The following is an 11,798-nucleotide window of genomic DNA, read 5'->3' on the forward strand; positions in this document are numbered from 1 at the left end:
ACGCCACTCTGGCAGGCCGCGCGGCCTCCACGATTCCCGCCAACCCGTTCTGAGATGGGGTGCGGCGGGTGGCTACCGCGGCGGGCTGGCCACCCCCGGCTCGTGGAACCGCCGCCCCGTGACCGCCTCGGCGGCCCCGGTGCGGTCCAGGTATGCCGTGAGGCCGCCGTTGTGCAGCGGCCAGCCCGCCCCGAGGATCATCGCCAGGTCCACGTCCCCGGCGTCGGCAGCCACGCCGTCGTTCAGGAGCAGGTCGGTCTCCTGCGCGAGCGCCCGCCGCACCCGGTCGAGCAGCCCCGCGGCGTCCAGCGGCTGCGGCACCGGCCGTGACCCGAACAGCTCACCCACCGCCGGGTCCACCGGGGAGGTGGCGCTCGGCCGGCCCTCGAAGGTGACGAACGCACGCCCTTCGCGCACCACGCGGGCCAGACCGGGGGAGTCGGCGTAGCGCTCGCCCAGATCACGCCGCAGCGTGACGAGCACGTGCTCGGCCACCGCCGGCCCCACCAGCTGGAGCAGCTGGAACGGCCCCATCGGCAGACCCATGCCCGCCAGCGCACGGTCGGCGTCGGCCACCGTGGTGCCTTCCTCCAGAGCGCCGAGCACCTCCCCGAGCAGGCGCACGAGGAGGCGGTTGACCACGAAGCCGGGGGCGTCGGCCACCGCCACCGCTGTCTTGCGGCACGCGTGGGCGATCGCGAATGCCGTGGCGTACGTGGCGTCGTCGGTGCGGTCGGCCCGGACCACCTCGACCAGCGGCATCTGGGCCACCGGGTTGAAGAAGTGCAGCCCGACCACGCGTCCGGGGTGCTCCAGACCGACGGCCATCTCTGTGACCGACAGGGCGGACGTGTTCGTGGCCAGCACGGCCGTCGGGCCGACGACGTTCTCGAGCTCGGCGAAGACCTGCCGTTTGACGTCGAGCTCCTCGAAGACGGCCTCGATGACCACGTCGGAGTCGGCGAGGTCGGCCACGTCGGTGGTGACCCGCAGCAGGTCCGTCAGCGCCGCCGCCCCCCGGTCGTCCAGCCGCCCCTGGGTGCGCAGGCGGTCCACCTGCGCGTGCACGGCGTCGAGGCCGCGCCGCGCCCGCTCCTCGTCGAGGTCGCGCATCGTCACGGGCACCCGCAGCGACCGGGCCAGCAGCAGGGCGAGCTGACCGGCCATCAGCCCGGCCCCGGCCACCCCGACGGCGCGGATCTCACGCGGCGCGGTCCCCTCCGGTCGGCCCGCGGGGTGCTTGCGGCGGCGGCGGAGGAGGTCGGTCGCGTACAGGCTCGCGTGCAGGGCCTCGGTCATGACGAGCTCGGCCAGGGCGTCGTCCTCGACGGCGAAGCTCTCCGCCCGGGAGCGGTTCCGAGACGCGGCCACCGTCCGCAGGGCACGCTCGTACGCGGGCGCGCCACCGGCCGCGCGGGCCTGAGCCAGCGGATGGCGGGCGTCCACGGCGGCGAGCCACTCGTCGTCGCTCGCCGGGTCGCCCGGATGGGGGCCGGTGGGCCGCTCGACGCGGCGTGCCACGGGCACCTGGCCGTCGACGGCCTGCCGGAGCCACTCGATGACCGGGCGCGGCACCCCGGACCGGGGCGGCGGCTCCTCCTCGGTGGCCCCGCCGCCACCAAGGCCGTGGGCGCCGGCCTCGGCCAGCACACCCGGGCCGTCGTCCGGCGCGGCGACCACGAGGTCCACCAGCCCGTGCGCCAGGGCCGCGCCGGCGTCGAGGAGGCGGTTGTTGCGGGCCGGGTTGTCGACGATGATCTCGAGCGCGGTAGCGGGCCCGACCAGGCGGGGGAGGAAGGTGCACCCGCCCCAGCCCGGGATCAGGCCGAGGTGGGTCTCGGGCAGCCCGATAGCCCGGACGTCCCGCGCCGCCGTCCGGTAGTCACAGGCGAGGGCGACCTCGAGGCCGCCGCCGAGGGCGGCACCGTTCAGGTGGGCCAGGGTGGGCACCGGCAGGTCGGCGATGGCGGCGACCACCTCGTGGCCGCGGCGCGCGAGCAGGCGGGCCTCCTCGATGTCGGTGACGGCACGGACGGCCCCCAGGTCGGCACCCGCGAGGAACGTGCGGCCGGTGCCGGTGAGCACCACGGCGGCGAGACGCCCCGTGCGTGCCCGCTCGTGCGCCGCGGCCAGGGCGTCCGCGAGGTTGTCGAGGCCCCGTTCGCCCAGTGTGCACGGCCGGTCGCTGCCGTCCTCGGGCTCGAGGGTCAGGACCAGCACGGTGCCGAGGTCGGTGACCTCGAGGTCGGTGGTCCGCACGACGGTGACGCGCTCTTCGGTTCCAGGCACGACATGAGCTCCTGACGGCGGTGTCGGGCAGGTCGCTGGGAGCCTACCGCGAGCGTCAGACTGCGGTGATCGCCTCGGCGAGCGGGCCGGCGACCAGCTCCAACTGCCACTGCCGCGCACCGAGCTCGGTGAGCCGGTCGGCCACGTCGTCCGTGGTGGGGCGGGCCGGTGTCTCCCACGCCAGGTGGCGCTGCGTGGCCGGCGCGAGCAGGTTCTCCTGGGGCAGGTCGTGCGCGGCGGCCACCGTGCGCACACAGGTGCGCACGACCTCCAGCCGGGCGGCGGCGTCAGGGTTCTTCTCGCCCCACGCGCGAGGGGCGGGCAGCTGCCCCGGCTCGCGCGCCGCCCGCTTGGGTGGCAGCTCGGACTCCGGCAGCTCCAGCGCACGGTTGATGGCGGCCTGCCAGTACGCGGCCCGCTTGCGCGTGCCGCGGCCCGCGAACTCCCGCAGCCGCACCAGCTGGCCCTCCGTACGGGGCAGCGCCAGGGCGGCGGCCACGATCGCGCCGGCCGGGAGCACCCGCCCGGGGGAGCGGTCCAGCTCCTGACCGAGCTCCTCGCGGGCCACCCACAGCTCGCGGGCGACGGCCAGGCCACGGGTGCTGCGCACCGCCTGCAGGCCGGACGTGCGGCGCCACGGGTCGATCCGCGGGGGGTTCGGCGCGGCGGTGCGGACGTGCTCGAACTCCTGCTCGGCCCACGCCAGCTTGCCCGCGGCCTGCAGCTGCCCGGTGAGCACCGCACGCAGCTCGAGCAGCAGCTCGACGTCGAGGGCGGCGTACCTCAGCCACGACTCGGGCAGCGGGCGGGTGGACCAGTCGGCCGCCGAGTGCTCCTTGGCCAGCTCGTAGCCCAGGTTCTCCGCGACGACGGCGGCCAGCCCGACCCGCTCGCGGCCGAGGAGCCGGGAGGCGAGCTCGGTGTCGAACAGCGTCGCCGGGGTCAGCCCGAGCTCGCGCAGACAGGGCAGGTCCTGGTCGGCGGCGTGCAGCACCCACTCGGCGGGGTTGATCACGGCGGCGAGGCTGCCCAGGTCGGGCAGCGGGACCGGGTCGATGAGCACCGTGCCCGCGCCCGCACGGCGGAGCTGGACCAGGTAGGCGGCCTGGCCGTAGCGGTAGCCCGAGGCCCGCTCCGCGTCCACGGCGACCGGCCCGGTGCCGGCGGCCAGGCGGGCGACGACGTCGGCCAGAGCCTGGGGGGTGTCGACGACCGGGGGCACACCGTCGGCCGGCTCGGTAAGCGGGACCGGTGGGAGCGTGCCTGAGCTCGGCGCGGTCACCACCGCGGGGGCGGCGTTGGACGGTGGGACGGGCACGTCCGTCACGCTACGCCCTGCCCGTCCGCCCGGCGTCGCACCGCGCTCAGCGTCGCCGTGTGAGGGAGGTGACATTGTCGGGCAGCGGCTCGAGCCCCGCCGTCGTGCAGGTCAGGGCCGCCCAGGCCAGCAGGTGCGGGCCGAGGTCCGTCGTCGTCGGAGTCCACGACGCCCGGACCTCGATCTCCACCTGCCCGCCGCGCAGCTCGAGGCCACCGAAGGTCTCGGAGAGCACCCGGGTGACCGTGCCGGAGAGGTCGTGGTAACCGACGCCGGCCTCGGTGAGCGCGTCGGTCAGCCAGGTCCAGCCGACCTCGCCGAGCATCGGGTCGGCGCCCATCTCGTCCTCGAGGCGGGCCTTGGCCATCACGATGACCCGGAACGTGCCGTGCCAGGCCTCCTGGCCCGCGGGATCGTGCAGGACGACGAAGCGGCCGTGGCCCAGGAAGCCGTCCGGGTCCATCGTGCCCGGGGTGGCGTTGACCTCACCCGTCAGGGCCAGCGCGTAGGGGGCGATCCGCGACGGTGCGGGCACCTCCTCGAGGCGGAGCTCGGGACGCACCCGATGGCCGCGCAGGCTTTCCAGCGCGTCCTGGAAGTCCGGTGGCGCCACCGGGACGTCTTCCTTCACGTGCTCAGGCTAGGCCGGGAGCCGACGGCGCGGGAGAGGCGCGCCGCAGCGGCCCGATTACACTGGCCCGGACCGGACGGGGAGACCAGGCGCGCGCCCCCACGCGCAGGAGGACCGCACGCAATGACACCCCGCCCCCTCACGCCGGTGATCCTGGGCACGGACATCGGCGTGTACTCCATGGCGCGCTCGTTCCACGAGGCCTACGGCGTGCGCTCGGTGGTGGTCAGCGAAGGCCCCCGCGGGCCCATCGACCACTCCTCGATCATCGACAACGTCTACATGGGTGCCGGTGCGGACGACGACCGCCTCCTGGCCTCGCTGGACGCCATCGCCGCGCGGCACCCCGGCACCAAACCCGTGCTCATGGTCAACGTCGAGCACCACATCGACCTCGTGCGCCGTGAGCGCGCCTGGCTCGAGGACCGGTTCGTGGTGCCCACGCCGCCGGACGCCGTCATCGAGCGGGTGGGGGACAAGGGCGTGCTCGACCGCGTGCTGCGCGCCGAGGGGGTGGCGAGTCCCGGGCACGTGGCCGTGGACGTCCCCGGCACCGATCGCGACGCCTGGCCGGCCCTGCTGGCCGAGCTCACCTTCCCCGTGGTCGTCAAGCCCGCCACCTCGGGGGAGTACGAGGTGCTGCGGTTCCCCGGCCGGAAGAAGGTGTACGACGCGGACACCCTCCCGGAGGTGCTCGACATCCTCTCCGCGGTCAAGCAGGCCGGGTTCTCTGGCGAGATGCTCGTCCAGGAGCTCGTGCCCGGGGACGACACCTACAACCGGGTGGTCAACGCCTACGTGGACAGCCGCGGCGAGATGACGATGGCCGCCTCGGGGCAGGTGCTGCTCGGCCTGCACCAGCCCGCCTTCCTCGGCAACGCGGCGATCACCCTGGTGGAGTACGACGCCGCGCTCGTGGACATGGTGCGCAAGGTGCTCACGGCGGTGGACTACCGGGGTTACGCGAGCATCGACGTCAAGATCGACCCCCGCGACGGCGTCCCCCGCCTGCTCGACATCAACCCGCGCATCGGTCGGTCCAACTACTACATCAACGTGGGCGGGGCCAACCCCGTGCGGGTGATGGTCGAGGACCTCGTGTACGGCCGCGCGCACACCCCCGAGCTGGCCACCACCACGGGCGTGTTCCACTACGTGCCCACCGCGGTGCTGCCGCGCTACCTGACCGACCCGGCGCTGCGGGCGAAGGTCCGCGGCGTGCTGCGCCGTCGCCGCGCGGTGCACCCCCTGGACTACCCCGCGGACCGCAACGTGCGACGCACCGCCTACCGGCTGCTGGCGGGCGTGAACCAGGTCCGCGGGCTGCGCACCCACTACCCACGCCCGACGGACACCGGCTTCTAGCCGGCACCCATCCCGACCGGCAGACGAGGAGCCTCATGACCGTCACGGTCCGCCCCCTGGACGACGCCACCTACCTGCGCCTGGGCGCCGGTGCCACCATCCCGCTCGAGCAGGCGCCCGCGTGGGACGCCTTCGACGACGCCGTCCCCGGCCGCACCCCGTGGCGGCGGCTCGGTGCCTGGGAGGGGGAGGAGCTGGTCGCGCTCGCCTCCTTCACGCACCTGCGCGGGCGCGGCTTCCGCTACCTGTGGGCCAAGCACGGCCCGGTCTGGCTCGCCGAGGCGACGGCGGCACGGGAGCGGGCCCTGCGGGCCGCGCTGGTCGAGCACGTGCGCGCCGCAGACCGTGGCCTGGTGTTCGTGCGACTGCACGCCCGGCACCCGGCGCCGGACCTGCGTGAGCTGCTCCAGACCGTCACCTACGACCGCACGGTCGTGCTCGACCTGACGCCCGAGGAGGAGCAGATCCTCGCCTGGATGAAGAAGCGGGGACGGCGGGACGTGCGCAAGGCCCTGCGCGACGAGTCCATGCTCCCCACCGAGGAGACGGGCCTGACCCGTGAGGCCTTCCGCGAGCTGTACCAGGTGCTCGTGGAGACCGGCGGGCGCGACGGGTTCGGCATCTCCGACGAACGCGTGTACTGGACCATGCTGGACTCGCTCGGGCCCGAGCACGCCCGCATCTTCGTCACCCGAAGGGAGGGCCGGGTGCTCGCGTGGGGCCTCGTCACGGTCAACGGTGACTACGCCACCTACTACTACGCCGCCTCCAGCGCCGAGGGCCGCAAGTCCGGCGCCGCCGACCTGCTGGTCTGGCACATGGCGACGGCGCTGCGCGCCTCCGGCGTGCGCACGTTCGACCTCATGGGCATCGACTCCCCGCGCGCCCCGCAGCTGACCGGGGTGCGCGACTTCAAGACCAAGTTCAGCGAGGAGATCGCGGAGGTCGACGGCGCGTGGGACGTGCCCGTGCACCCCGCCCGGTACGCGGCCCTCGTCGCGGCGCTGGGCGCCAAGCGGCGCCTGGTGGCCGGGGTGCGCGCGGTGCGCGGGCGCCTGGGGCGCTGACAGCCCCGAGGCGCCAGCAGGACCTTGGTCCCGTGCGCGGGCCGACGGCGCGGCCGTGCGCGCTGTGACATGCGCCGCATTCGGACGATCGTTATTTTCGGCACGTGACCTTTGCGAAAAGGTCGGTTAGGTTCGCCTTTGTTAGGTCAACCTTCCTTGCTCACACCTGGAGTCCATGTGCGTCTGACCACGCGCCGCGGTGCTGTTGCCGCCCTCACCGCCTCGCTCCTGCTCACGCTGACCGCCTGCGGGGCGCAGGACGCGGCCGAGGCCGTGCCGGCGGCCACCGCCGTCGAGGAGCCGACCACTGTCGAGGTCGAGGACAACAACGGCACGCATACGATTCCCACGCCGCCGCAGTCGGTCGTCGCCACCGACAACCGCACCTTCGAGACCCTCTCCGACTGGGGCGTCGAGCTCAGCGCCGCCGCGGTGGCACTGATGCCCGACACCATCGCGTACACGAAGGACGACTCGATCGTCGACCTCGGCAACCACCGCGAGCCCAACCTCGAGGCCGTCGTCGCCGTCGAGCCGGACCTCATCATCAACGGCCAGCGGTTCGCGGACTACCACGAGGACTTCGCCAAGCTGGCGCCAGACGCCACGATCCTCGAGCTGGACCCGCGCGAGGGTGAGCCCTTCGACTCCGAGCTCAAGCGCCAGACCACCGTGCTGGGAGAGGTCTTCGGCAAGCAGGACGAGGCGGCGCAGCTCAACGCCGCACTGGACGAGGCGATCGAGCGCGTCAAGGCCGCCTACGACCCGGCGAGCTCCGTGATGGCCGTGAACACCTCCGGCGGCGAGATCGGCTACATCGCACCCGGCGTCGGCCGCACGCTCGGCCCGCTGTTCGACATCCTGGGTCTGACCCCGGCGCTGGAGATCGCCGAGGGCAGCGACGACCACCAGGGCGACGACATCTCGGTCGAGGCGATCGCCGACTCCAACCCCGACTGGATCCTCGTCCTGGACCGCGACGCCGCCGTCGCCGCCGACGACCCCGCGTACAAGCCGGGCAACGAGATCCTCGAGGCCTCCGAGGCCCTCGCGAACGTCACCGCGGTCAAGGACGCCAACATCGTCTACATGCCGGCCGACACCTACACCAACGAGGGCATCCAGACCTACACCGAGTTCCTCAACACCCTGGCGGACGCCCTCGAGGGCAACAGCTGACCCACATGTCGTCGGGCGGTGGTGGGACGGGCCCTCGGGCCGGTTCCACCACTGCGGCACATGACCGATCGATGAGAAGCGGCTGCTGCGCATGACCACCACAACGACGATCCCGCGGACAAGCTCCAAGGGGGCGCTCCTCGACTGGAGGCTCCTCCTTGGGGTCCTGGGCGTCGGCGTGCTCCTCGTCCTGTCCCTGTTCACGGGTGTCTACGACATCGGCGGGCGCGACGGCGGGGAGATGTTCGCCATCACGCGGATCCCGCGCACCATCGCGCTGGTCCTGGCCGGGGCTGCGATGGCGATGTCCGGACTCGTCATGCAGCTGCTCACCCAGAACCGCTTCGTCGAGCCCACCACGACCGGCACGACCGAGTGGGCGGGCCTGGGCCTCCTCGGTGTCATGATCCTCGTGCCCGACGCCAGCATCATGACCCGGATGGCCGGCGCCATCCTGGCGGCCTTCGTCGGCACGATGGTGTTCTTCGCCTTCTTGCGCCGGGTGTCCCTGCGGACCTCGCTCATCGTGCCCATCGTGGGGATCATGCTCGGGGCGGTCGTCAGCTCGATCTCGACGTTCGTCGCGCTCCAGACCGACATGCTCCAGAGCCTCGGCGTCTGGTTCGCGGGCAGCTTCACCTCGGTCCTGCGGGGCCAGTACGAGGTGCTGTGGATCGTCGCGCTGGTCGGGGTCGCCGTGTTCGTGGTCGCCGACCGGCTCACCGTGGCCGGGCTCGGCGAGGAGATCGCGACCAACGTCGGGCTGAACTACAACCGCATCATCCTGCTCGGCACGGCGCTGATCGCCGTCGCCACCGGCGTCGTCACGGTGGTCGTGGGCGCCCTGCCGTTCCTCGGCCTGATCGTCCCCAACATCGTCTCGATGTTCCGGGGCGATGACCTGCGGTCCAACCTGCCGTGGGTCTGCCTCCTCGGCATCGCCATCGTCACCGTGTGCGACCTCGTCGGACGGACCATCATCATGCCGTTCGAGGTGCCGGTGTCCCTGATCCTCGGAGTCGTCGGTGCCGTCGTCTTCATCGCCCTCCTCCTCCGGCAGCGTCGTCGTGGCTGAGGTCATCGCCCGGCCGACGGCGCAGCGCCCGGCGTCCCTCCAGCTGCCGGTGCGGGGCGGGCACGGCTGCGGGCCGTTCCCGACGGTGCGCGAGCAGCGCCGCTACCGCATCGTGCTGGCGGTCCTTGTCGTCCTGGCGGCGGCCTTCGGCATCGGTCTGGTCGTCTGGGACAACCCCATGCCGCTGGGGTCCGACGGCTTCTGGCGGATCGCCCAGATGCGCACGACCAGCGTCGTCGTCATGGCCGTCGTCGCCTTCTGCCAGGCCGCGGCCACCGTGAGCTTCCAGACGGCGACGAACAACCGCATCATCACGCCGTCGATCATGGGCTTCGAGTCGCTGTACGTGGCCGTGCAGACTTCGGCGGTGTACTTCCTCGGCGCCGCCGGTCTGGTCGCCCTGACCGGCGTGCCGCAGTTCGTGCTGCAGGTCGTCCTCATGGTGGGTCTGTCGATCGCGTTGTACGGCTGGTTGCTCTCCGGCCGGTTCGGCAACCTGCAGGTCATGCTGCTGATCGGCATCGTCGTCGGTGGCGGTCTCCGCGCGGTCTCGACCTTCATGCAGCGCCTGCTCACGCCGAGCGAGTTCGACATCCTCACCGCCCGGATGTTCGGCTCGGTCTCCAACGCCGACGTGAGCTACCTGCCCGTGGCGATCCCGCTCTGCCTGGTGGCCGGCGGCCTCTTGCTCGTGCGGTCCCAGCGCCTCAACGTCATCGCGCTGGGGCGCGACGCCGCCATGAACCTCGGGCTCAACCACCGGGCCGAGCTCATCAAGGTGCTGACGCTCGTCTCCATCCTCATGGCGACGTCCACCGCGCTGGTCGGCCCGATGACCTTCCTCGGCTTCCTCGTGGCCACCCTGGCCTACCAGTTCGCCAACACCTACGACCACCACCGCATCTTCCCGATCGCGGTCCTCGTCGGGTTCGTCGTGCTGGCCGGCTCCTACTTCGTCATGAAGAACATCTTCTACGCGGAGGGCGTCGTCTCGATCATCATCGAGCTCGTCGGCGGATCCGTCTTCCTGCTCGTCATCCTCAGAAAGGGTCGCCTGTGATCACGCTCACCAACGTCCGCAAGGACTACAGCAGCGAGGTCTGCATCGGCCCCGTCGACCTGGAGATCCCCACCGGCGGCATCACCGCCCTGGTCGGACCCAACGGCGCCGGCAAGTCCACCCTGCTCACCATGATCGGCCGGCTGCTGGGGCTCGACGACGGTGTCATCGAGGTCGCCGGCTACGACGTGACGTCCACCGCGTCGAAGGACCTCGCCAAGATCGTCTCGATCCTGCGGCAGGAGAACCACTTCGTCACCCGGCTGACCGTGCGACAGCTGGTCGGCTTCGGGCGGTTCCCCTACTCCAAGGGCCGGCTGACGCGCTCGGACGAGGAGATCATCAGCCGGTCCATCGACTTCCTCGACCTCACCGACCTCGAGACGCGCTACCTCGATCAGCTCTCCGGCGGCCAGCGTCAACGTGCGTACGTCGCCATGGTCCTCGCCCAGGACACCCAGTACGTGCTGCTCGACGAGCCGCTGAACAACCTCGACATGAAGCACTCGGTCAGGATGATGCAGCACCTGCAGCGGGCGGCCGAGGAGCTGGGCCGCACGATCGTGATCGTCCTGCACGACATCAACTTCGCTGGACAGTACGCCGACCACATCTGCGCGGTGAAGGACGGCACGGTCGTCGAGTTCGGGCCGCCCGCCGCCATCATGACCGGCGAGGTCCTGACCCGGGTCTTCGACACCGACGTGCAGGTGATCGACGGTCCGCGCGGTGCCCTCGCCGTCTACTACTGAGGTGATGACGCCCACCCCTTGCTGACGCTGCCCGCCCACCCCGGCGGCTAGCCGCCGACAGGCCGGCAACGTCAGCGTCCTGTGGTGGAGAAGTGCTGGTAGTCCTTCGGTGAGCTCCAGGTGCCGCCCCACACCCAGCCGCGGGTCGCGAAGGCCCGGACGACGGCGTCGCCGTCGTGGATCATCCCGGGCGCCTGCAGCGTCCGGTCGGCGTACGCCGCGCCGCCCGCGGGCAGCACCGTGGAGCCGAGCACGTACGGGTTGACCAGCGGGTTGAGGTCGATCGCGCGGCCGTAGGAGTGCTCCGACCACGAGCTGCCGCCTGTGACGGCGCGGCAGTTGAACGCGCTGGTGTTGTTGGCCGCCATCGACGCGTCGTCGTCCCCGCCGAACGCCTCCACCGGTTCCATCCGCGCGATCGGGAAGCGTGCCTCGTACAGGGCCTGCATCACCCCGACCACGTCATCGGCGACCGCGGCGGCAACCACGATCGTGCCCGACGCGGCGCCGTCACCGGTCCATCGGGTGAGGGTGACGGAGCGTAGGTCGGCCGGTGAGACGGGGCAGCCGGCATGCCACGAGGCGAGGTCCGCCTCGGAGACGGCGGCGACCGTGGCGTGGAACGGTGGCGGAACGGGCGCAGGTGGTGAGCTGGTGGGGCCCGGGGAGGTCGGTGCGGGCTCGGTGGTACCGGGCGTTGGCGAGGTGGCGGACCGCGACGGCGCAGGTGCGGCCGGTGTCGGCGCCGGGACGACCAGGGGCGCCTTCGCGGGCCGGACCGCGCCCGTCGAGGTTGGGACGCCCGCGCCCGACGTGGGGCCGCCGGGTGGTGTGGCCGACGGCGGGGTGGGCGAGGCGGTTTGCGTCGCCGATGTCGCCGGTCCGGTGGCAGGCTCGGTCGGTCCACGCGCCGGCGTGCAGCCGGCGAGGACGAGCAGCCCCGCGGCGAGCGCCGCGAGCAGGGGGCGTGAGCCCACCGGCACATTCTCCCACCGTGTGGATCGGGCGACCGGGCGCGGCACGTCTCGTCCCTGAGACGGAGACGGGCCTCTCGAGACGACA

Annotated in this window: 10 protein-coding genes; 6 read left to right on the plus strand and 4 right to left on the minus strand. The window is 72.5% G+C overall.

Going from position 1 to position 11,798, the window contains the following annotated elements; genetic code table 11:
* Window positions 1–72 precede the first annotated feature (72 nt).
* From FE374_RS08630 to FE374_RS08640, 3 genes are read right to left on the minus strand one after another with little or no spacing between them, the layout of a single operon-like run.
* On the minus strand, window positions 73–2,289 hold the full coding sequence (locus FE374_RS08630) for a 3-hydroxyacyl-CoA dehydrogenase NAD-binding domain-containing protein (protein ID WP_168205636.1): 2,217 nt from the start codon (window positions 2,287–2,289) through the stop codon (window positions 73–75).
* 55 nt (window positions 2,290–2,344) lie between these two features.
* Complete coding sequence (locus FE374_RS08635) at window positions 2,345–3,607, minus strand: HRDC domain-containing protein (RefSeq protein ID WP_388044429.1); 1,263 nt, start codon at window positions 3,605–3,607, stop codon at window positions 2,345–2,347.
* Window positions 3,608–3,653: 46 nt separating this feature from the next.
* On the minus strand, window positions 3,654–4,238 hold the full coding sequence (locus FE374_RS08640; RefSeq protein ID WP_139928253.1) for a DUF3000 domain-containing protein: 585 nt from the start codon (window positions 4,236–4,238) through the stop codon (window positions 3,654–3,656).
* 123 nt (window positions 4,239–4,361) lie between these two features.
* On the opposite strand from FE374_RS08640, the gene FE374_RS08645 reads away from it, so the two are divergent.
* The 6 genes from FE374_RS08645 to FE374_RS08670 all read left to right on the plus strand — a co-directional run bounded on the left by FE374_RS08645 (window position 4,362) and on the right by FE374_RS08670 (window position 10,736).
* Window positions 4,362–5,603, plus strand: a complete 1,242-nt coding sequence (locus FE374_RS08645) for a carboxylate--amine ligase (protein ID WP_139928255.1) — start codon at window positions 4,362–4,364, stop codon at window positions 5,601–5,603.
* Between the two features lie 35 nt (window positions 5,604–5,638).
* The gene (locus FE374_RS08650; protein WP_139928257.1) at window positions 5,639–6,670 is read left to right on the plus strand and encodes a lipid II:glycine glycyltransferase FemX; all 1,032 of its coding nucleotides are present in this window, start codon (window positions 5,639–5,641) and stop codon (window positions 6,668–6,670) included.
* A gap of 177 nt (window positions 6,671–6,847) precedes the next feature.
* Window positions 6,848–7,849: a siderophore ABC transporter substrate-binding protein gene (locus tag FE374_RS08655; protein ID WP_139928259.1), complete on the plus strand. Its 1,002-nt coding sequence runs from the start codon at window positions 6,848–6,850 to the stop codon at window positions 7,847–7,849.
* Between the two features lie 91 nt (window positions 7,850–7,940).
* Window positions 7,941–8,924 (plus strand): ABC transporter permease, encoded by a 984-nt coding sequence (locus FE374_RS08660; RefSeq protein ID WP_139928261.1) that lies wholly within the window; start codon window positions 7,941–7,943, stop codon window positions 8,922–8,924.
* Between the two features lie 43 nt (window positions 8,925–8,967).
* The gene (locus FE374_RS08665) at window positions 8,968–9,984 is read left to right on the plus strand and encodes an iron chelate uptake ABC transporter family permease subunit (protein WP_168205784.1); all 1,017 of its coding nucleotides are present in this window, start codon (window positions 8,968–8,970) and stop codon (window positions 9,982–9,984) included.
* Window positions 9,981–10,736 carry an iron ABC transporter ATP-binding protein gene (locus FE374_RS08670; RefSeq protein WP_139928263.1) on the plus strand — a complete coding sequence of 252 codons (756 nt, stop codon included), beginning with the start codon at window positions 9,981–9,983 and terminating at the stop codon, window positions 10,734–10,736. Before FE374_RS08665 ends, FE374_RS08670 begins: the two co-directional genes overlap by 4 nt.
* A 71-nt stretch (window positions 10,737–10,807) precedes the next feature.
* Here FE374_RS08670 and FE374_RS08675 read toward each other — a convergent pair whose 3' ends face one another.
* The gene (locus tag FE374_RS08675; protein WP_223173677.1) at window positions 10,808–11,713 is read right to left on the minus strand and encodes a M15 family metallopeptidase; all 906 of its coding nucleotides are present in this window, start codon (window positions 11,711–11,713) and stop codon (window positions 10,808–10,810) included.
* Window positions 11,714–11,798 lie beyond the last annotated feature (85 nt).

Origin of the sequence: Georgenia yuyongxinii (genome assembly GCF_006352065.1) — a bacterium.
Lineage (GTDB): Bacteria > Actinomycetota > Actinomycetes > Actinomycetales > Actinomycetaceae > Georgenia > Georgenia yuyongxinii.